The organism is Kribbella sp. NPDC023855 (genome assembly GCF_040639475.1).
Lineage (GTDB): Bacteria > Actinomycetota > Actinomycetes > Propionibacteriales > Kribbellaceae > Kribbella.
Genome location: NZ_JBFAAA010000014.1, coordinates 68,245 through 87,883, shown reverse-complemented (window position 1 = coordinate 87,883; position 19,639 = coordinate 68,245). Strand labels below are relative to the sequence as shown.

Annotated in this window: 17 protein-coding genes; 6 read left to right on the top strand and 11 right to left on the bottom strand. The window is 68.9% G+C overall.

The window, feature by feature from the left end; genetic code table 11:
• Positions 1–43: 43 nt before the first annotated feature.
• The 3 genes from gatB to gatC are packed head-to-tail and all read right to left on the bottom strand — an operon-like array spanning position 44 to position 3,347.
• On the bottom strand, positions 44–1,546 hold the full coding sequence (gatB, locus tag AB0F51_RS34145; RefSeq protein ID WP_360286725.1) for an Asp-tRNA(Asn)/Glu-tRNA(Gln) amidotransferase subunit GatB: 1,503 nt from the start codon (positions 1,544–1,546) through the stop codon (positions 44–46).
• Entirely contained in the window at positions 1,543–3,048 is a 1,506-nt protein-coding gene (gatA, locus tag AB0F51_RS34140; RefSeq protein ID WP_360286722.1) for an Asp-tRNA(Asn)/Glu-tRNA(Gln) amidotransferase subunit GatA, read from the bottom strand. The genes gatB and gatA overlap by 4 nt, the downstream gene beginning before the upstream one ends.
• A complete protein-coding gene (gene gatC / locus AB0F51_RS34135; protein ID WP_360286719.1) occupies positions 3,048–3,347 on the bottom strand; it encodes an Asp-tRNA(Asn)/Glu-tRNA(Gln) amidotransferase subunit GatC in 300 nt (99 codons plus the stop codon). The genes gatA and gatC overlap by 1 nt, the downstream gene beginning before the upstream one ends.
• 233 nt (positions 3,348–3,580) lie before the next feature.
• Between gatC and AB0F51_RS34130 the strand changes: the two genes are divergently transcribed.
• On the top strand, positions 3,581–4,225 hold the full coding sequence (locus AB0F51_RS34130) for an amino acid-binding protein (protein ID WP_360286716.1): 645 nt from the start codon (positions 3,581–3,583) through the stop codon (positions 4,223–4,225).
• A 116-nt stretch (positions 4,226–4,341) separates the two neighbouring features.
• On the opposite strand, the gene AB0F51_RS34125 is transcribed toward AB0F51_RS34130, so the two are convergent.
• The 8 genes from AB0F51_RS34125 to AB0F51_RS34090 form a co-directional block, all read right to left on the bottom strand.
• A complete protein-coding gene (locus AB0F51_RS34125) occupies positions 4,342–4,563 on the bottom strand; it encodes a hypothetical protein (RefSeq protein WP_360286714.1) in 222 nt (73 codons plus the stop codon).
• Between the two features lie 6 nt (positions 4,564–4,569).
• Positions 4,570–6,039 carry a PT domain-containing protein gene (locus AB0F51_RS34120; protein ID WP_360286711.1) on the bottom strand — a complete coding sequence of 490 codons (1,470 nt, stop codon included), beginning with the start codon at positions 6,037–6,039 and terminating at the stop codon, positions 4,570–4,572.
• Positions 6,040–6,120: 81 nt separating this feature from the next.
• Entirely contained in the window at positions 6,121–8,250 is a 2,130-nt protein-coding gene (ligA, locus tag AB0F51_RS34115) for an NAD-dependent DNA ligase LigA (RefSeq protein WP_360286709.1), read from the bottom strand.
• A 32-nt stretch (positions 8,251–8,282) separates the two neighbouring features.
• Positions 8,283–9,290, bottom strand: a complete 1,008-nt coding sequence (locus tag AB0F51_RS34110) for a methionine synthase vitamin-B12 independent (RefSeq protein WP_360286706.1) — start codon at positions 9,288–9,290, stop codon at positions 8,283–8,285.
• Positions 9,287–9,523 carry a DUF1272 domain-containing protein gene (locus AB0F51_RS34105; RefSeq protein ID WP_360287027.1) on the bottom strand — a complete coding sequence of 79 codons (237 nt, stop codon included), beginning with the start codon at positions 9,521–9,523 and terminating at the stop codon, positions 9,287–9,289. Before AB0F51_RS34105 ends, AB0F51_RS34110 begins: the two co-directional genes overlap by 4 nt.
• 14 nt (positions 9,524–9,537) lie before the next feature.
• Complete coding sequence (gene mnmA, locus AB0F51_RS34100) at positions 9,538–10,626, bottom strand: tRNA 2-thiouridine(34) synthase MnmA (RefSeq protein WP_360286703.1); 1,089 nt, start codon at positions 10,624–10,626, stop codon at positions 9,538–9,540.
• A complete protein-coding gene (locus AB0F51_RS34095) occupies positions 10,626–11,828 on the bottom strand; it encodes a cysteine desulfurase family protein (protein WP_360286699.1) in 1,203 nt (400 codons plus the stop codon). The genes mnmA and AB0F51_RS34095 overlap by 1 nt, the downstream gene beginning before the upstream one ends.
• Positions 11,829–11,866: 38 nt before the next feature.
• Positions 11,867–12,523, bottom strand: coding sequence for a hypothetical protein (locus AB0F51_RS34090; protein ID WP_360286697.1), 657 nt, complete (start codon positions 12,521–12,523; stop codon positions 11,867–11,869).
• Between the two features lie 98 nt (positions 12,524–12,621).
• On the opposite strand from AB0F51_RS34090, the gene AB0F51_RS34085 reads away from it, so the two are divergent.
• The 5 genes from AB0F51_RS34085 to AB0F51_RS34065 all read left to right on the top strand — a co-directional run bounded on the left by AB0F51_RS34085 (position 12,622) and on the right by AB0F51_RS34065 (position 19,633).
• Positions 12,622–14,022: a serine hydrolase domain-containing protein gene (locus AB0F51_RS34085; protein WP_360286694.1), complete on the top strand. Its 1,401-nt coding sequence runs from the start codon at positions 12,622–12,624 to the stop codon at positions 14,020–14,022.
• 26 nt (positions 14,023–14,048) lie between these two features.
• A complete protein-coding gene (locus AB0F51_RS34080) occupies positions 14,049–15,656 on the top strand; it encodes an ABC transporter substrate-binding protein (protein WP_360286691.1) in 1,608 nt (535 codons plus the stop codon).
• 112 nt (positions 15,657–15,768) lie between these two features.
• Positions 15,769–16,719: an ABC transporter permease gene (locus AB0F51_RS34075; protein ID WP_360287025.1), complete on the top strand. Its 951-nt coding sequence runs from the start codon at positions 15,769–15,771 to the stop codon at positions 16,717–16,719.
• Positions 16,719–18,632 carry a dipeptide/oligopeptide/nickel ABC transporter permease/ATP-binding protein gene (locus AB0F51_RS34070; protein WP_360286688.1) on the top strand — a complete coding sequence of 638 codons (1,914 nt, stop codon included), beginning with the start codon at positions 16,719–16,721 and terminating at the stop codon, positions 18,630–18,632. The genes AB0F51_RS34075 and AB0F51_RS34070 overlap by 1 nt, the downstream gene beginning before the upstream one ends.
• Complete coding sequence (locus AB0F51_RS34065) at positions 18,629–19,633, top strand: ABC transporter ATP-binding protein (protein WP_360286685.1); 1,005 nt, start codon at positions 18,629–18,631, stop codon at positions 19,631–19,633. The genes AB0F51_RS34070 and AB0F51_RS34065 overlap by 4 nt, the downstream gene beginning before the upstream one ends.
• Positions 19,634–19,639: the final 6 nt, after the last annotated feature.

Below are 19,639 nucleotides of genomic sequence, written 5' to 3'. Positions count from 1 at the left end.
CCGGCGCCGTGGTGGCGGCCGGGCCCAGGTGCGGATCGCTGCGTCAGATGCCGAGTTTGGTGTTGACCAGTTCTCGGACCTTGGCGGCGTCGGCTTGGCCTCGCATGTCTTTCATGACGGCGCCGATCAGGGCGCCGGCTGCGGCGGGCTTGCCGGACTTGACCTTGTCGACCACGTCCGGGTTGGCCGCGATGGCGCGGTCGACCGCTTCGGTGAGGGCGGAGTCGTCGGAGACCAGTTTCAGGCCGCGCTTCTCGATGATCTCGGCGGTGCTGCCCTCGCCCTTGACCAGGCCGTCGAAGACCTGGCGGGCGAGCTTGTCGTTCAGCTCACCGGAGTCGACCAGCTTCTGGACCTCGGCGATCTCGGCCGGGCCGACGCCGAGCGCGTCGACGTCCTTGCCAGCCTCGTTCGCCGCGCGGGCCAGCTCACCCAGCCACCACTTCTTCGCGGCGGCCGGCGCCACACCCAGCGCAACGGTCTGCTCGATCAGGGTCTGCACGCCGCCGTTGACGACGTCCCGCATCTCCAGATCGGTGAAACCCCACTCGGTCTGCAGCCTCAACCGCTTGGCCGGCGGTGCCTCGGGCAGCGTCGCGCGGATCTCCTCGACCCACTCGCGCGCCGGTGCGACCGGCACCAGGTCGGGCTCCGGGAAGTACCGGTAGTCGTCGGCGTCCGACTTCTCCCGGCCCGAGGTGGTGATCCCGGTGTCCTCGTGCCAGTGCCGGGTCTCCTGCAAAATCTTGCCCCCGGCAACCAAAATGGCGGCCTGCCGGGTGATTTCGTAGGTGATCGCACGCTCGACCGAACGGAACGAGTTCACGTTCTTCGTCTCGGTCCTGGTGCCCAACGACGTGGACCCCGACGGCTTCAGCGACACGTTCGCGTCACACCGCAGCGATCCCTGGTCCATCCGTACGTCGGACACGTCCAGCGCGAGCAGCAGATCGCGCAGCATGCTCACATAAGCACGAGCGACAGCAGCCGCCTTGGCCGGCGGCACCTCGATCGTCTTGGTGACGATCTCGATCAGCGGGATGCCGGCCCGGTTGTAGTCGACCAGCGAGTGCGACGCACCGTGGATGCGACCGGTCGCGCCACCCACGTGGGTGGACTTGCCGGTGTCCTCCTCCATGTGCGCGCGCTCGATCTCGATCCGGTACGTCTCCCCGTCGACGACGACCTCGGTCCACCCGTTGGCGGCGATCGGCTCGTCGTACTGCGAGGTCTGGAAGTTCTTCGGCATGTCCGGGTAGAAGTAGTTCTTCCGGGCGAACCGGCACCACTCGGCGATCTCGCAGTTCAGCGCCAGGCCGATCTTGATCGCGGACTCGACCGCGCGCGCGTTCACCACCGGCAGCGCGCCCGGCAGGCCGAGGCAGACCGGGCAGGTCTGCGTGTTCGGCGGCGCGCCGAACTCGGTCGGGCAACCACAGAACATCTTCGACTTGGTGTTCAGCTCGACGTGGACCTCCAGGCCCATCACCGGGTCGAACTTCGCCAAAGCGTCATCGATGGACAGCACATCAGCAACGACAGTCATCGGGTGACCTCCAGCTCCGGAGCCTTCGACATCAGCACGCCACCCCACTGGTCGGCGAACGCCGACTCGAGCGCGGCGCCGACCAGGTAGCACAGGTCGTCGCGCATCACCGGCGCCATCACGTGGAAGCCGACCGGCAGGCCGTCCTCGTCGGCCAGGCCGATCGGGAAGGACCCGGCCGCGTTACCGGCCAGGTTCGACGGGATCGTGCAGAGGTCGTTCTTGTACATGGCGATCGGGTCGTTCACCCGGTCGCCGATCGCGAACGCGGTGGTCGGCGTCGAGGGTGACACCAGCACGTCGACCTGCTCGTAGGCCTGGGTGAAGTCCCGCGCGATCAACGTGCGGACCTTCTGCGCCTGGCCGTAGTACGCGTCGTAGTACCCGCTGGACAGGGCGTGCGTGCCGAGCATGATCCGGCGCTTGACCTCGGGGCCGAATCCGGCCTCGCGGGTCAGCCGCATCACCTGCTCGGCGTCGTTCAGACCGTCGTCGCCGACCCGCAGGCCGAACCGCATCGCGTCGAACTTGGCCAGGTTGGACGAGGCCTCGCTCGGCAGGATCAGGTAGTACGCCGGCAGCGCGTACTGGAAGTGCGGGCAGGACACCTCGACCACCTCGGCGCCGAGCTTGGTGAGCAGCTCGACCGCCTCGTGGAAGCGCGCCTCGACACCCGGCTGGTACCCCTCGCCGCCGAGCTCCTTGACCACGCCGACCCGCAGCCCGGTCACGTCACCGCGACGAGCCGCGTCGACCACGGCCGGTACCGGCTGGTTGATCGAGGTCGAGTCCATCGGGTCGTAGCCGGCGATCGCCTCGTGCAGCAGCGCCGCGTCGAGCGTCGTCCGTGCACACGGACCGGGCGTGTCCAGGCTGGACGCCAACGCGATCAGCCCGTACCGCGAGGTGCCGCCGTACGTCGGCTTGACGCCCACGGTGCCCGTGAACGCGGCCGGCTGACGGATCGAGCCGCCCGTGTCGGTGCCGATCGCGAGCGGGGCCTGGTACGCCGAGATGGCGGCCGACGAGCCACCACCCGAGCCACCCGGGATCCGGTTGAGGTCCCACGGGTTGTGGGTCGTCCCGTACGCCGAGTTCTCGGTCGACGAGCCCATCGCGAACTCGTCCATGTTGGTCTTGCCGAGGATCACGATGCCGGCCGCCTTCAGCCGCTTCACCACGGTCGAGTCGTACGGCGGCTTCCAGCCCTCGAGGATCTTCGAACCGGCCGTGGTCGGTACGCCGTCCTGGGTCAGCACGTCCTTCAGCGCCAGCGGTACGCCGGCCAGCGGGCCGAGCTCGTCACCCTTGGCCCGGCGGGTGTCGACGTCGGCCGCCTGGGCGAGCGCGCCCTCGGTGTCGACGTGCAGGAATGCGTGCACGGCCTGGTCGGTCGCGCCGATCCGGTCCAGGTGCGCCTGGGTGATCTCCACCGAGCTCACCTCGCCGGAGCTCATCAGCTCGGCCAGCTCGACAGCGGTCTTCCGCGTCAGATCACTCATCACGCCTCCTCGCTCAAGATCCGCGGCACCCGGAAACGCTGCTCCTCCGCGGCGGGGGCGCCGGACAGCGCCTGCTCCGGCGTCAGGCAGGGGACGTTCACGTCCTCGCGCATCACATTCGTGATCGGCAGGGCGTGGGACGTCGGCGGGATGTCCTCGGCGGCCACGTCGCTGACCTGCGCGACCAGGCCGATGATCTGGTCGAGCTGCGGAGCGAGGTGGTCGAGCTCGTCGTCGGAGAGCTCGATCCGCGCCAGTCGCGCCAGATGCGCGACCTGTTCGCGGGTAATCGATGCCATGTTGGATTCCAATGGTCTACAGCGAGTTGCCGGCAGGGTGCGGTCAGCGCGACCCGCGTCTGCCTACGGACCGGCCTATCCTAGTGTGCGGTGATGACGGGTGTATTTCCGGTTTCGGGCGACCGCGGAGATCACCAGGTGAGAGGGCCCGGCGTGTCCCTGGGTTCCGCTCTGTAACATTGGCCGCGACAGGGCGTAACTTGCGTGGTATTCGGCTGGGAGATGATCGTTCGGTGTTCCTGCTGCGATTGATCATCCCGGACCGTCCCGGTTCGCTGGGCACCGTCGCAACGGCCCTCGGCGAGGTGAGCGCCGACATCCACGCGATCGAAATCGTGGAACACCGCCGCGAGAACGGCACCGCCGTCGACGACATCGTGGTCGACCTGCCACCGGGTGTGCTGCCCGACCGGCTCGTCTCGGCCTGCAACAGCGTGCCCGACGTCGAAGTGATCTGGTTCTCCCGGTACGGCGCCGGCGGCGGGCTGCACATGGACCTCGAAGCCGTCGAGCAGATGACGTCGGCACCGGCCGAAGCGGTCGACATCCTGGTCGAGCAGGCACCCGCGGTGCTGCATGCCGACTGGGCCGCGTTGCTGGACGGCACCGGCAGCGAGATCAAGGTCGCGCTGGAGACCAGCGCGACGCCGGAGTTCGGCGACCTCGGTGACCAGTGGCTGCCACTGGAGAAGGCGACGACACTGACCGCTCCGGACCACAAGGGTCTGGCCGAGTCGGTCCTGGTCGCGGCGCCGCTGGAGTCGAACCGCCGGGTGCTGGTGATCGGCCGCCGCGGTGGTCCCGAGTTCCTCGGCTCCGAGGTAGCCCGCCTGAGCTACCTGGCCAGCCTCGCCGTCACGATCCGCGCCACCGCCTGAGCTACCTGGCCAGCCTCGCCGTCACCATCCGCGCCACCGCCTGACTCTCCGTAACAACAGCGCTTTCGACACAACGCAGAAGGGGCCTCCCGTGATGGGAGGCCCCTTCTGTTTGATCAGTTGTACTGGAAGTACCAGAGGGCCCACAGCCCGGCGATCACCAGCAGGATGACCGCTCCGACGATGGCGACGACGAGCACCGCCTGGGTGTTGTCCTCGCCCTCGGGGAGGTCGAACTGGGTCGGCCCCCACGGGCCGCCGCTTTCGACCCGGTGGAGCGACTCCGGCGGCGGCTTGGCCACCGGAGTCTGCTCACGCTTCGCCGGGCTGAACCTCATCACACCTCACACGTAGAACGACTCGTACTTGATCGTGACGGTCTGCGACGCGTACGACTCGCCGCCGCTCCCGGTCAGCTGGACGCGCCAGCCGGCCACATATCCAGCGTACGGCTTGCCGTCCTTGTGGGCGTCGACGAACGCCTTCAGCGCCGCGGCGTCCGGGCCCTTCAGCGCGCCGAACGCGTCGGCGATGACGGTCGGCATGGCCGCCTTGACCTCTTCGGGGCTGCCGGACGCGCCGATGTCGAGGATCCGGATCCCGCTGTTGCCGCCGATCCCGAAGATCCGCTGCGAGCCGGACCGGCCGAGATCCTTACGGCACGACGAGCTGCAGGTGTACTGCTTGGCCCGCAGCGCCGCGGTCAGCTGCGCTTCGGTGGTCTCGAACTCCTTGCGCGGCAGGTCGAAGGAGTCCGCACCGGACTTGCCGCCGAGGATCTGCACGGTCTCGCCGCTGTTCCGCAGGCTGAACTCGCCCCAGGTGCTGCCGACCTTGGTGCTGCGCTGTCCGTTCTTCACGGCCTGCTGGATCTTCGCCACCTCGCTGCCGCCAAAGGTGTCGTTGCCGATCGCCTGCAGCGCCGCGTCGAAGACGACGGCCGCATTGTTGACGTTCTCGTCGTTCGTCGACTTGATCAGTACGCCGATGATGGTGCCGTCGGGCTGGAACTGGAAGATCGCCTCGGCCTCGCTGGCTTCCTCGAACTTGAAGCAGCCGCGGTGCGCACCCTGCGCGCCGTTGAACAGGTCGCTGCACTGGTAGCCGGCGCCCTGCAACTTGTCGGTCGCGGCCTTCGCCTGACCCTTCGCCTCACCCAGACCGCTGGTCGGGTTGTTGTTCGGCTCGCCCGTGGGCTGGCCGGTCGGTTCACCGGTCGGTTCGCCGGTGGGCTGACCGGTCGGTTCACCCGTCGGCTGGGTGGCCGGCGGCGGAGTCGTCGTGTCGTCGTCACCACCCATGGCGCGGACGCCGAGGAAGACCAGCAGGGCGATCAGTACGACACCGATCACGCCACCGCCGATCACCAGCGGCAGCTTGTCCTTGGGGATGCCGCCCTTCTTCGGGCCACCGGGACCACCGACGCCGGCCTGCCAAGGCTGGGTCTGCTGCTGGTGCCAGCCGCCCTGCGACTGCTGGCCCGGCTGACCCCACGGCTGCTGCTGGTAACCACCCGGCTGCTGACCTTGGTGAGGAGGCTGACCGGGGCGCTGGCCCCAACCGCCACCAGGCTGACCGTCCTGCGCAGGCTGACCGCCCTGGGCAGGCGGCTGGCCCCAGCCACCCTGCTGCGGAGGCTGTCCTGCTCCAGGCTGCGGCTGGGCCGGCGGCTGACCCCAGCCACCTCCGCCCTGACCAGGCTGCTGTCCCCAGCCTCCCTGACCCGGTTGCCCCCCAGGCTGCCCCCCTTGTTGCCCGCCCGGCTGGCCCCCCGGCTGCCCAGGACCCCACGGTCCTTGTGGCGGCGTCGTCATATGCGCTCCTTAGAAACCCACGTGTAGAGGATGCAAACTAACAGTCCGACGTTCCGGATCGGCCAGCGGATCCATTCGTTGTCAGGCATTGTCCGGTTCGGGGTTCGTCGCGACCGCCGCGGCCGCCTCCGGCCCGCCGGTCAGCAGTACTTCGAAACCGGCCGCGTCGAGAATCGGTACACCGAGCTGAACCGCCTTGTCGTACTTCGATCCCGGCGAATCGCCGACCACCACGAACGAGGTCTTCTTCGACACCGAGCCGGCCACTTTGCCGCCGCGGGACACGATCGCCTCGGTCGCCTCGTCGCGGCTGTAGCCCTCGACGGTGCCGGTGACCACGACAGACTGTCCCACCAGGGTCTGCTCGACCGTTGGTCCAGACCGGATCTGCCGCAGCTCGACGCCGGCTTCCTTCCACTTGCGGACGATTTCCTGGTGCCAGTCGACCTCGAACCACTCGATCACCGCGTGCGCGATGGTCGGACCGACGCCCTCGATCTGCGACAGCTCCTCCTCGGAGGCCGCCTGGATCGCGTCGATGTCGTCGTACGCCGCGGCCAGCGCCGCCGCCGCGGTCGGGCCGACGTGCCGGATCGAGAGCGCCACCAGGCCGCGGGACAACTGCTGGGTCTTGGCCTGTTCGAGGTTGGCGAGCAGCTTCTGCGCGTTGGCCGACAGCGCGCCGGCCTTGGTGGTGAAGAAGGAACTGCCGGCCAGCGCCTCCTCGGTCAGGTCGAACAGGTCGCCCTCGTCGGTGATCAGGCCACTGCTGATCAGCGCGTCGGCGGCCTTGAACCCGAGCACCTCGATATCGAAGGCGGACCGCCCGGCCAGATGGAACAGCCGCTCGCGCAACTGTGCCGGGCAGGACTGCGAGTTGGGGCAGCGGATGTCCACGTCCCCTTCCTTCATCGGCCGCAACGTCGTCCCGCAGGACGGGCACTCCGTCGGCATCACCCACGGCACGGCGTCCTCGGGTCGCAGCTCGACGACCGGCCCGAGAATCTCGGGGATCACGTCGCCTGCCTTCCGCAGTACGACGGTGTCGCCCGGGTAGACGCCCTTGCGCTCGACCTCTTTGGCGTTGTGCAGCGTCGCGAACTCGACCGTCGATCCGGCCACCCGGACCGGCTCCATCACCCCGTACGGCGTGACCCGGCCGGTGCGCCCGACGTTCACCTCGATGGCGAGCAGCTTGGTGGTGACCTCTTCCGGCGGGTACTTGTACGCGATCGCCCAGCGCGGTGCACTCGAGGTGGAACCGAGCGCGCGTTGCAGGTCGACCTCGTCCACCTTCACCACGACACCGTCGATCTCGTGGTCGACGGAGTGCCGGTTCTCGCCGTAGTACGCGATGAACTCGTTGACCTCGTCGAGTGTGCTGACTCGGCGGGCCCGGTCGCTGACCGGCAGGCCCCAGGCCTTCAGCTGCTCGTACGCCTCGGAGAGCCGGCTGATGTGGTGGCCATCGACCTTGCCGAGACCGTGCACGACGAAGCGCAACGGGCGGCTCGCGGACACGCGCGGATCCTTCTGCCGCAGGGATCCGGCGGCACCGTTGCGTGGGTTGGAGAACGGGTCCTTGCCGGCCTCGACCAGTTGCGCGTTCAGCTCGGTGAAGTCCTCGACCCGGAAGTACACCTCGCCGCGCACCTCCAGGAACTTGGGCGGCTCGGAGGTGGTGAGCTCGTTCGGGATGGACGCGATGGTGCGGACGTTCAGCGTGACGTCCTCGCCGGCGCGGCCGTCGCCGCGGGTGGCGCCGCTGACCAGCCGGCCGTTCTCGTAGACCAGGTCGAGCGCCAGGCCGTCCACCTTGAGCTCGCACAGGAACCCGGAGTCGTGGATCTGCTGGACGGTGACCTCGCGCTCGAGCCGCTTCGCCCAGGCCTCCATCTGCTCGGCGGAGAAGGCGTTCGCCAGGCTCTCCATCCGTTGCGGGTGCTGGACCGCGGTGAACAGCGTCGAGATCGGGACGCCGACCTTCTGGGTCGGCGAGTCCGGGGTGCGCAGTTCGGCGTACTGCTCCTCGATCGCCTCCAGCTCGTGCATCAGCGCGTCGAAGTCCGCGTCGGAGATGGTCGAGGTCGCCATGTAGTAGCGGAACCGGTGCTCCTCGATCTCCCGGCTCAGCGCGGCGTGACGCTCGCGCACGTCCGGCGGCGCGGCGGGCTGGTCGGCGGCACTGGTCTCCGGGATCTCCGTACTCATGAAGGAGAACTTACCGCCCGGCACCGACCTTTTTAGGCTTCTGCGGTATCTCCGACGACCTCGGCTGTCCGGCGAAGAAGCTCAAGCCGGGCGCGCGCGTCGCTTGGTGATGGCGAGCCTGCGAGACCACACGCTGGGGTGATGACCACGTCCGCCAAGGCTGTCTGGGTGAGGCCGATCTCGTGCCAGCGGCGAGTCAGAGTCGCCGCAGCCTTCTCAGGCTGGGGAATTGGGCCAGTAGTCGGTACTACGCCCGCATACAAAACCGTGTCAGCCTCTACGGCAAACGCGATCTGCTCCCAAGCCGCATCGGTGAGTAAGGCAACGTCTACCGCGACTCCCCCGGCACCGGCCTTCCGGAACACCTCAATAGGCGGCCGTGCCGCGCAGCAGTGCACCACAGTGAGTGCAGGCGCTGCTGCCTCGATCACCCGGCTCATGAGGTCTACAGCACCAGGCCCATCCACAGACCGATGCTTGCCCCACCCACTGGCAGTAGGAACAGCCCCAGCCAGTACTGCGGGCAGCCCCGGCTCGTCGATCTGTACTACGAGGTCCGCGCCCGGCACGCGTCGCCGTACGTCGGCCACGTGGTCCTGCAGCCCATACGCCAGCGCCTCGGCCAGATCGCGCCGGGCACCGTAGTCGGCGAGCACCTTGTCACCGCGAGGCAACTCCACAGTGGCGGCGAGTGTCCACGGCCCGGTCACCTGCAGCTTCAGTGGACCCGTGTAGCCGTCTGCAAGCTCCTCCAGTACGTCCAGGTCTTCCAGCAGCAACGAGCGAGCGCGCCGCTGGTCAAGGCTCGCTCGCGGGTCGTTGCCGCCCGTCAGCCGCCACCCGGCGGGCTGCAGGTCCATCGCCAAGGACGTGATCAGCCCAGCCGAGCGGCTCAGCATGTCGCCGTACGGGCGGGCCGGTAGCTCCGGCAGGAACGGGATGGTGACCGCTCCCAGCACGTACTTCGTCCACTCGCGCAGGTCCTCGCCAGGCAGCGAGCCCGTCGCCGTGGTCGCCGCTGGGCCGAAAGGACTGCTCACGTGGTGTTCCTGTTCCGCTGGAAGTATCTGGTCACGCGGCCGGGTGCCCGCGCGGCGATCTGGGCCGCGCCGGTGGTTCGCTTCGGCCGGCTGACCAGCTCACCGCCGCAGTTCGGGCAGGTGGCCGACATGGCCGCCGAACAGGCCGGGCAGAAGGTGCACTCGTAGCTGCAGATCACCGCGGCGTCGGCATGGCCCAGGCTGCTGCCGCACCGCTCACAGGTGTCCTTCATCCGCAGCACGGCCGTCACACCTTCTGCGGAACGCGCTCGACGGTGTCGATGGTGGCCGAGCCGATCACCCGGGTGCCGTCGTACAGGACGACCGCCTGGCCCGGCGCGACGGCGTCCGCGGGCTCGTCGAAGGAGACCAGCACCTGGTCGCCCTCGAGCCGCGCGGTGACCGCGATCTCCTCGCCGTGCGCGCGCAACTGCGCCTTCACGTGCAGGGTCCCGGTCGGCACCGGGCCGCACCAGCGCGGCTTCGACGCGGTCAGCCGCTCGACCGCGAGCTCGGCGCGCGAGCCGACCGTGACGGTGCGGTCGACCGGGCTGATGTCCAGGACGAAACGGGGCTTGCCGTCCGCGGCCGGCGTGCCGATCTTCAGGCCCTTGCGCTGGCCGACGGTGAAGCCGTGGGTGCCCTTGTGCTCACCCAACTTGTTGCCCTGGGCATCGACAATGTCACCGGGTGCCTCGCCCAGCTGCTTGCTGAGGAAGCCCGGGGTGTTGCCGTCGGCAATGAAGCAGATGTCGTGGCTGTCCGGCTTGTCGGCGACGGACAGCCCGCGGCGCTCGGCCTCGGCGCGGATCTCGGTCTTCGGGGTGTCGCCGAGCGGGAAGAACGCGTGCCGGAGCTGCTCCTGGGTGAGCACACCGAGCACGTAGGACTGGTCCTTGCCCTGGTCCACTGCACGGTGCAGCTCGCGGCCGGCCGGCGTCTCGACGATCTGCGCGTAGTGCCCGGTGGCGACGGCGTCGAAGTCCAGCGCCAGGGCCCGCTCGAGTACTGCGCTGAACTTGACCTTCTCGTTGCAGCGCAGGCAGGGGTTCGGCGTACGGCCGGCCGCGTACTCCGCGACGAAGTCCTCGACCACGTCGGCGTGGAACCGCTCGGCCAGGTCCCAGACGTAGAACGGGATGCCGATCACGTCGGCGGCGCGCCGGGCGTCGCGGGAGTCCTCGACCGTGCAGCAGCCGCGCGCTCCACTGCGGTACGACTGCGGGTTGCGGCTCAGCGCCAGGTGCACACCGACCACGTCGTGCCCGGCTTCGGCCATCCGCGCCGCCGCGACGGCGGAGTCGACCCCACCGGACATGGCTGCGAGTACCCGCATCAGTTGTTCCTTCCCACGTTCTGCAATCCGGCGGACATCGCCCGCTCGACGACGGGCCCGATGCTGTCCAGTACGGCGTCCACGTCGGCCCGGGTGGACGTGTGCCCCAAGGTGAAGCGCAGCGACCCGCGCGCCCGCTGGTCGTCGTACCCCATCGCCAGCAGCACGTGGCTCGGTTCGGCCACGCCGGCGTTGCAGGCGGATCCGGTCGAGACCTCGATCCCCCGCGCGTCGAGCAGCAGAAGCAGCGAGTCGCCCTCGCAGTCCTTGAACGACAAGTGTGCGTTACCGGGCAAGCGTCGTACCGGGTCTCCGGACAGCATCGCGCCGGGCACGGTACTCGTGATGCCCTCGATCAGGTGGTCGCGGAGGGCAGTGAGGCGCTGCCCGAGCTCGTCCTGGTGCTTGACCGCGTGCTCGACCGCGACCGCGAACCCCGCCGCTGCCGGGGTGTCGAGCGTGCCGGACCGGACGTCGCGCTCCTGGCCGCCGCCGTGCACGATCGGTACCAGCTTGGTCTCCTTGCGGACGACCAGCGCGCCGATGCCGAACGGGCCGCCGACCTTGTGGCCGGACACCGTCATCGCGTCGACCCCGAGCCCGGCGAAGTCCACCGGAACCTGCCCGACCGCCTGGACGGCGTCGGTGTGCACGGGGATGGAGTGCTCCTTGGCCAGGGCCGCGATCTCCCGGACCGGCTGCAGGGTGCCGACCTCGTTGTTGGCCATCATCAACGTGACGAACGCCACGGACTCCGGGTCGGTCTCGATCGCCCGCTGGACGTCGTCGGGCCGGACCCGGCCCAGCTCGTCGACCGGCAGCCACTCGATCTCAGCCCCCTCGTGCTGAGCGAGCCAGACGGCCGGATCCAGTACTGCGTGGTGCTCGATCCCGCTCAGCAGGATCCGGCGGCGACGCGGATCCTCGGCGAGCCGAGCCCACCACAGTCCCTTGAGCGCGAGGTTGTCCGCCTCGGTCCCGCCGGAGGTGAAGACCACCTCGCTCGGCTGGGCGCCCAGCGCCTCCGCGATCGTCTCCCGCGACTCCTCGACCGTACGCCGGGCAGCGCGGCCCGACCCGTGCAGCGAGGAGGCGTTGCCGGTGCGCCCGAGGTGGGCGGTCATCGCCTCGATCGCCGCGGGCAGCATCGGAGTCGTCGCGGCGTGATCGAGGTAGACCGTACGACGGCCAGGAGAGGTCATAACACCTTCAAGGGTAAGTCCTCCCCCGATGTTCCCGATCAGCCGCCGCGAATCTGCTCCAGCCAGGCGTGGTCCGGGTGCAGGTGGTGGACCATGTCGGCGAGCCAGCCGCGCTTCGCGGCCGGCAGGAGCGGAAGGACGGCGGCCAGGTCCTGCCGGTCCTTGGGCCGGTCCAGGCGGGCCTTGTAGGCGACGGCCATCTCGGGATTGAGGTAGCGAATGCCGTCTTCGGCGACCCAGGTGACCTCGTCGAGCGCGAAGTCGAGCGACGGGTCCCGCCGGAACACCCAGCGGCCGTCCCGGTCCGGGTTCAGCACCACGTCGTACTTCCAGGGCGCCAGGGCGTGTTCCCGCAGCCAGACCTGGTCCGCCGAATCGGGCATCACCGGATTGTCCGGGGAGAGCGGGAAGATCGACCGGCTGCCCGCCGACCACACGTGGTACCGGCCGTCGGCGTACCTCACCAGCTCCTGCACGTGCTTGCGCCAGAACGACACGTCGAGGTCTTCATGCGGCCGCGAGACTCCGGTGAACGCCTCGACGGCCCAGCCGCCGGCGACCCACCAGTCGAGTCCGAGTCCGCCGAAGAACTCCTTGGCCTCGGCCAGCGTGGCCGGCTCCACCGGGCCGTAGAGCCGCTGGAAGGCGAGCTCTTCCGGTTCCAGGCCCTCGGCGTACCAGTACCTCTTCTCCATCCCCCGATCCTGACACCTCGTCCGGCCGGACGAAATCGGGACGCTCAGTCGTCGGCTGGGACGAATACTCGCGGCGCCGGCCGCCCTAGCGTCGGCACATGGCGACCCTGAGCGAAATCCAGACGTGGCTCCAAGACCGGCTGCCGGCGTTGCTCGCCGAGCACGAGGTCCCCGGTACGGCGGTGGGCGTGCTGTACGGCGGTGAGGTGGTCGACCACGCGGCCGGTGTCCTGAGCAAGGCCACCGAGGTCGAGACGACCCCCGACTCGGTGTTCCAGATCGGCTCGATCACGAAGGTCTGGACGACGACCCTGGTGATGCAGCTGGTGGACGAGGGCAAGGTCGACCTCGATCGGCCGCTGCGCGAGTACCTGCCGGAGTTCGTCCTCGGCGACGAAACGGCCGCCGCCGCCATCACCGTGCGTCAACTGCTCTGCCACACGTCCGGTTTCGAGGGCGACATCTTCAACGAGACCGGCAAGGGCGACGACGCCATCGAGAAGTTCGTCCCCACGCTGGCCGGAGTCGAGCAACTCTTCCCGCCCGGTGAGCTGTTCTCCTACAACAACGCGGCCTTCGCCGTTCTGGGCCGCCTGATCGAAGTACTGCGCGACAAGACCTTCGACACCGCCTTGCGTGACCATCTCTTCACCCCACTCGGGCTGGCCCACGCGGCCGCCGACCCGTACGACGCGATCCTGCACCGCGCAGCAGTCGGCCACGTCCGGCCGACTCCCGACGCAGCGCCGGTACCGGCACCTGTCTGGGCGATGACCCGATCCATGGCCGCCGCCGGCTCGATGCTGGCGATGTCCCCGCGCGACCTGCTCGCCTTCGCCAAGCTCCACCTCGACTCCGGTACTGCGGCCGACGGTACTGCGGTCCTGAGCCCGGCGAGCGTCAAGGCGATGCAGCAGGCGCAGGTCCAGTTGCCGGCACTCGGCATGATGGGCGACTCGTGGGGGCTCGGCTGGGAGCTCTTCGACTGGAACGGCACGGCCGTGATCGGCCACGACGGCGGAACGATCGGCCAGAGCGCGTTCCTGCGCGTAGTACCGGAGCATGGCCTGGCGGTTGCCGTCCTGACCAATGGCGGCGACACGATCGAGGTGTACAAGACCGTCATCGGCCATGTGGTCAAGGAGCTCGCCAACCTCGAGCTGCCCGCGTTGCCCACTCCACCCGCCACGCCTGTGCCGATCGATGTCGACCGAATTCTCGGCACCTACAGCTGCGAGGTCGCTGACCTCACCGTCCGGCAGGACGACGACGGCCGGGTCTGGCTCGACCAGACACCCAAGGGAATCTTCGCCGAGCTCGGTCCGGCACCCGAACCGGTTGAACTGGTCGGCCGGAGCGAGGACAGCCTGATCGCCGTGAAGGCGGTCAACGGAGTCCACAATCCGCACGTATTCGTGGGGAACGATTCGGCCGGTCGCGCCCTCTTCCTGCACAGCGGCCGGGCCGTCCGCCGCGCCCCTGACCAGACCTCAGCCTGATCCGCCCCTTCCCACCCGGAGGCATCATGAGATCCGCACTCACCGTCGCGGCGGCCGGCGTACTGGTCACCGGACTGGCCTTGTCCGCGTGCAGTTCGGGCGACCAGAGCACCACCGGCACCGGCGCCGGTGCCGGTCAGCCGGTCGAGGGCCGGACGCTGACCATGGCCCTGAATGCCGACCCCGGCAACCTGGACCCGCAGTTCACCTCGCTGTCGGTCACCCAGCAGGTCGACATGTTCCTGTACGACACGCTGGTCAGCACCGATGCGAGCGGCAAGCAGGTGGCCGGGCTCGCGGAGAAGTGGGAAGGCACGACGACCACCGCGAAGTACACGCTGCGCAAGGGCATCACCTGCGCGGACGGCAGCCCGCTGACGGCGAGCACGGTGGCGGAGAACATCAACTTCGTCGGCAACCCGGCGAACAAGTCGACCCGGATCGGCGTCTTCGTTCCACCCGGCGCGAAAGCCACCGGCGACGACGCGGCGGGGACAGTAAGCGTCACTGTGCCTGCTCCCGATGCCTTCCTGGTCGGCAACATCGGTGGCCTGCACCTGGTCTGCAGCAAGGGCATGAAGGATCGCAACCTGCTCAAGCAGGGCTCGGATGGCACTGGCATGTACACCGTCGCCGAGGCGGTGCCGGGTGACCACTACACGCTGACCCGCCGCAAGGAGTACGCGTGGGGTCCAGGTGACTTCAAGGCCGGGCAGCCGGGTCTGCCGGACAAGGTGGTGCTCAAGGTCATTGCCAACGAGACCACGGCGGCCAACCTGCTGGTCGCCGGCCAGGTCAACATCGTCCGCCTCGCAGGGCCGGACAAGCAGCGGCTGGAAGCGCAGAAGATCTTCCAGCACAGCGCGGGCGCTCCGCTCGGCGAGCTCTGGTTCAACCAGAAGGCCGGGCTGCCGACCGCTGACCTGGCCGTCCGGAAGGCTCTGGTCCAGGGCCTCGATCTGAGCCAGCTCGGCAAGGTCATCACCGGCGGATCCGGTTCGCCGACCACCAGCATGGTTGCCCCCGGCATGGGTCCCTGCACCGAGGACACGGTTGCGGGCAACCTGCCCGGCCATGACCTGGAGGCTGCCAAGGCCGCATTGGACGCGGCCGGTTGGAAGGCGGGTGCGGGCGGCATCCGGGAGAAGGGTGGCAGCAAGCTCTCGCTGGTCTTCTACTACCCGACCGGCCTCGGCTCGACGCTGCAATCCGGCTCTGAGTTGCTGCAGAAGGCCTGGAACGAGCTGGGCATCGACGTCTCACTGAAGGCTGTTTCCACCGCCGAGATCAGCACAGTCATCCTGGCCGGCCAGGGCACCTGGCACGCCGGGCTGATCCCGCTGACGGTTTCCCTGCCCAGTCAGCTCGTCTCGTTCCTGTCCGGTCCGACTCCCCCGAACGGGAGCAACTTCGCCGCGATCAAGAACCCGGCGTACGACGCCGCGGTCAAGAAGGCATCGTCGATCGCAGGCACGGACGGCTGCCCGGACTGGGCAGCAGCCGAGCGCGCTCTGTTCGAACAAGTCAACGTGGTCCCCTTCGTCAACTCCACCATCCCCACCTTCGCCAAGGGCGCCACCTACGACCTCATCCAAGGCAGCGTCGTCCCCTCCTCCATCCGGATGCTGGGCTAACCCGATGACCACAACCGTGGGCGTTGCCGGCCCGGCAGGTGGGTCTGGGGCTGGATCAGGTGGCGGCCCGGGCTCCTGGGGTGGCGCGGGGGTTGGGGCTGCGGCTGGGTTTGTGGGGCATCCGTGGGTGCGGTTTGGGGTGCGGCGGGTTGGGCGGCTGGTGGTGTCGGTGTTGACGTTGGTCAGTGCTGCTTTTCTGATGATTCATCTGATTCCGGGTGATCCGGTGCAGTCGGCGTTGGGGCCGGCGGCGCCGAAGAGTCTGGTTGATGCTCAGCGCGAGTCGCTCGGGCTCAACGATCCGTTGTGGGAGCAGTACCGCCATTTCCTCCAGAACCTCTTCACCGGCAACCTCGGCACCTCGATCACCACCGGTCTGCCGGTCTCGGACGTGATCCGCGACCGTCTACCCGCAACGGTCGAGCTAGCCGTCGCCGCCTTCCTAGTGGCAGTACTGATCGCACTACCAGTCGGCCTGGCCATGGGAGTCCTCACCCGCGCCGGCCGTCGCCCACGCACCGAATTGAGCTTCACCTCGACCACAGTGATCCTGGCCGCCATCCCGGAGTTCCTCCTGGCCGTCGGACTCGTCTACGTCTTCGCAGTGAAGCTCCACTGGCTCCCCGTCGCCGGACGCGGCAACCTCACGTCGTACGTGCTGCCCGTGCTCTCACTTGCTGTAGGTCCTGGAGCAGTCCTGGCGCGCATCTGCCGAGTAGAGCTGCTAGCAGTGCTGCAGACCGACTACCTCCGCACAGCACGCGCCAAGCGCCTTCCTGCCGTAGCTGTCTACCTAAGGCACGCCCTGCCCAACGCAGTAACGGCCACGATCACCCTGGGCGGCCTACTGCTAGGCGGGATGGTCGCAGGGACAGTACTGGTCGAGAACGTCTTCGGCTGGCCCGGACTCGGCAGCACGATCGTCTCCTCGATCCTGGCCAAGGACTACCCGCTAGTGCAGGGCGTAGTACTCGTCTACGGCGTCGGCGTCCTCCTGGTGAACCTGGTAGTCGACGTAACCCTTGCCCTGCTGGATCCGCGCTCCACGATCAGGGAGAGCTGATGAGAGCAAGATGGATCGCAGTACTCCGTACGCCGGTCGGCGCGGGCGCAGGCGTACTCCTCCTCCTGGTACTTCTCCTAGCCGCCTTCGCCCCGGTGCTCTGGTCCGGCCAAGCCAACGCGATCGACACCGAGCACCTCCTGCAAGGCTCATCGTCAGCGCACTGGCTCGGCACGGACAGCCTCGGCCGCGACATCTTCTACCGAGTACTCGTCGCCTCCCGTACGTCGATCCTGCTGGCCCTGCTGGCCACGGCGATCGCCGTGATCACCGGACTCGCGCTCGGTTGTGCACCGACGATGATGGGCCGGCGTGCCGGCCGGGTGACGACGGCAGTGGTGAACATCGCGGTCGCCTTCCCCGGCCTGTTGCTCGCGCTGTTCTTCGCGGTCATCTTCGGAGTGGGCGCCAAGGGCGCAGTACTGGCGATCGGTTTCGCGGGGGCGCCGGCGTTCGCGCGGCTGACCCAGACCCTGGTCGCCGGGATCGCCGAGCGGGACTTCGTCGCCGCCGCGCGGATCGCCGGGGTCGGCCGGTTCCGGACGCTGCTGCGGCACATCCTGCCGAACATCGCCGAGCCGCTCGTGGTCAACGCCACGATCGGCGCCGGCGGCGCCTTGCTCGCTTTCGCGGGCTTGTCGTTCCTCGGCCTGGGCGTTCAGCCGCCGGCCTATGACTGGGGCCGACTGATGGGCGAGGGCCTCAACGGCATCTACGTCCATCCAGCCGCGGCGCTCGCGCCCGGAGTCGCGGTGGTCATCGCCGGGCTGGCTTTCAACCTCTTCGGTGAGGCTGTAGCGAAGGGCTTCGGTGTACCGGTGCTGAAGGGCGCTCGGGTCCGCGATCGGGTGCCGGAGGCGACGCCCGCAGCACCGACCGACGATGACGCCGTGTTGGTCGTGAAGGACCTGTGCGTCAGCTTTCCCGGACCGATCACCCCGGTGCGGGGCGTCAGCTTCACGGTCGGGAAGGGTGAGATCGTCGGAGTGGTCGGCGAGTCCGGCTCCGGCAAGAGTCTCACCGCGCTAGCTGTCGCCCAGTTGATCGAGCCGCCCGGCCAGGTGCGGGCGTCCGAACTGTCGTTCCTCGGTGCGCCCCTCCTCGGACGGGTAGCGGGTCGCGGGACGGCGGCCGCGCGGCGACGCCTGCTGGGTACGTCGTTCGCGATGGTCTTCCAGGACCCGATGACATCGTTCAACCCGACCAAGCGGATCGGCGTCCAGCTGGCCGAAGGTGCCCGCGAGCACCAAGGCCTCTCCCGGCGCCAGGCGATGGCTCGCGCGATCGATCGGTTGCGCGCGGTCCGGGTCCCGGCGGCCGAGCGGCGAGCGCGTCAGTACCCGCACGAGTTCTCCGGTGGGATGCGGCAGCGAGCGATGATCGGCATGGGCCTGATGGGCACCCCGGCGCTGATCGTCGCCGACGAACCGACCACCGCGCTCGACGTCACCGTGCAACGACAGGTCCTGCGTCTGCTCGAGACGATCCGGACCGAGGACGAGGTCGCCGTCCTGCTGATCAGCCACGACATCACCGTCGTCGCGCAGGTCTGCGATCGCGTGCTGGTGATGTACGCCGGCCGCATCGTCGAGGACCTGCCGTCCACCGAGCTCGCGACCGGGGCACGCCATCCCTACACGCGCGCGTTGCTGGCCGCAGTACCGGATCTCGAGACGCCGCTCGACGAACCGCTGGCGGTGATTGCGGGGCGCCCGGTGGATCCGGCGCAGATGCCGAGCGGCTGTGCGTTTGCGGCGCGGTGTGAGTTCGCCGGGGATCGCTGCCGGGACGAAGATCCGGCGCTGGTCAGCCACGGCCCGGGTCATCAGGTGGCTTGCTGGAACCCGCAGGGAACGGCCGGCTGGCAAGCTCGATATGTCGGCGGCGAAACGATCCGGACGGGGCAGCGATGAGCGAACTGCGTTTCGAAGGAGTCTCGGTCCGGTTCGGTACCGGCAGCCGGGCGCTGACCGCCGTCGACGGGGTCGACCTGACCGTTCCGTCCGGCCAGGTGGTCGGGCTGGTCGGCGAGTCCGGCTCGGGCAAGTCGACCCTGGCGAGGGCGGCGGTCGGCCTGACCGAGCCATCGTCCGGGCGGATCCTGCTGGAGGGCGTACCGCTGAAGCATCGCGCCGGGCAACGGCGTCCGCTGCAGATGGTGTTCCAGGACCCGTACTCGTCCCTCGACCCCCGGATGACCGTCGGCGACTCGATCGCCGAGTCCGTACCCCGGTCCGTTGGCAACGGCCGCCGCAGGGGTCAGCACCGGGGCCGTCGTGAGGAAGTTGCCCGGCTGCTCGAACTGGTCGGTCTCGACGCCGACCGGGCGCTGGCCTATCCGGGTGCGTTGTCCGGCGGCCAGCGGCAGCGAGTCGCGATCGCCCGTGCCCTCGCCGGCAAGCCCGACGTGATCATCGCCGACGAGATCACCTCGGCCCTCGACGTCTCGATCCAGGGCACGGTGCTCAACCTCGTCCGCGAACTGCAACGGGAACTGCACCTGTCGATGCTGTTCATCTCCCACAACCTGGCCGTCGTGCGGTACGTGAGCGACTTCATCGCGGTCATGTATCTCGGCCGCATCGTCGAGTTCGGCCCGGCTCGCGACGTACTGGGCAACCCTCAACACCCTTACACCAAAGAGCTTCTCGCGGCCGCTCCTCGCCGCGGCACGACTGCTCTGCAACCGCCCGACCCCGCGTTGCGAGTCGTCGCCGACGCAGAGCCGGCCGATCCGCACCACCCGCCGGCCGGTTGCCGGTTCCACCCGCGCTGTCCGATCGGGCCGCTGGTCCGTACCGATCGCGAGCACTGCCTGACCACCGATCCCACCACCGAGGCTCAGCATCGTCTCCACAGCACCGCCTGCCACCACGCGGCCGGTGCACTTCAGACGGTCGAGCTCAGCCAGTGAGCCATC

Coding starts and splice junctions, on each gene's coding strand:
- AB0F51_RS34070 (WP_360286688.1), top strand. CDS start 16,719: ATGAGAGCAAGATGGATCGCAGTACTCCGTACGCCGGTCGGCGCGGGC.
- AB0F51_RS34080 (WP_360286691.1), top strand. CDS start 14,049: ATGAGATCCGCACTCACCGTCGCGGCGGCCGGCGTACTGGTCACCGGA.
- gatA (WP_360286722.1), bottom strand. CDS start 3,048: ATGAGTGATCTGACGCGGAAGACCGCTGTCGAGCTGGCCGAGCTGATG.
- AB0F51_RS34085 (WP_360286694.1), top strand. CDS start 12,622: ATGGCGACCCTGAGCGAAATCCAGACGTGGCTCCAAGACCGGCTGCCG.
- AB0F51_RS34105 (WP_360287027.1), bottom strand. CDS start 9,523: ATGAAGGACACCTGTGAGCGGTGCGGCAGCAGCCTGGGCCATGCCGAC.
- gatB (WP_360286725.1), bottom strand. CDS start 1,546: ATGACTGTCGTTGCTGATGTGCTGTCCATCGATGACGCTTTGGCGAAG.
- mnmA (WP_360286703.1), bottom strand. CDS start 10,626: ATGCGGGTACTCGCAGCCATGTCCGGTGGGGTCGACTCCGCCGTCGCG.
- AB0F51_RS34090 (WP_360286697.1), bottom strand. CDS start 12,523: ATGGAGAAGAGGTACTGGTACGCCGAGGGCCTGGAACCGGAAGAGCTC.
- AB0F51_RS34120 (WP_360286711.1), bottom strand. CDS start 6,039: ATGACGACGCCGCCACAAGGACCGTGGGGTCCTGGGCAGCCGGGGGGC.
- AB0F51_RS34095 (WP_360286699.1), bottom strand. CDS start 11,828: ATGACCTCTCCTGGCCGTCGTACGGTCTACCTCGATCACGCCGCGACG.
- gatC (WP_360286719.1), bottom strand. CDS start 3,347: ATGGCATCGATTACCCGCGAACAGGTCGCGCATCTGGCGCGACTGGCG.
- AB0F51_RS34065 (WP_360286685.1), top strand. CDS start 18,629: ATGAGCGAACTGCGTTTCGAAGGAGTCTCGGTCCGGTTCGGTACCGGC.
- ligA (WP_360286709.1), bottom strand. CDS start 8,250: ATGAGTACGGAGATCCCGGAGACCAGTGCCGCCGACCAGCCCGCCGCG.
- AB0F51_RS34125 (WP_360286714.1), bottom strand. CDS start 4,563: ATGAGGTTCAGCCCGGCGAAGCGTGAGCAGACTCCGGTGGCCAAGCCG.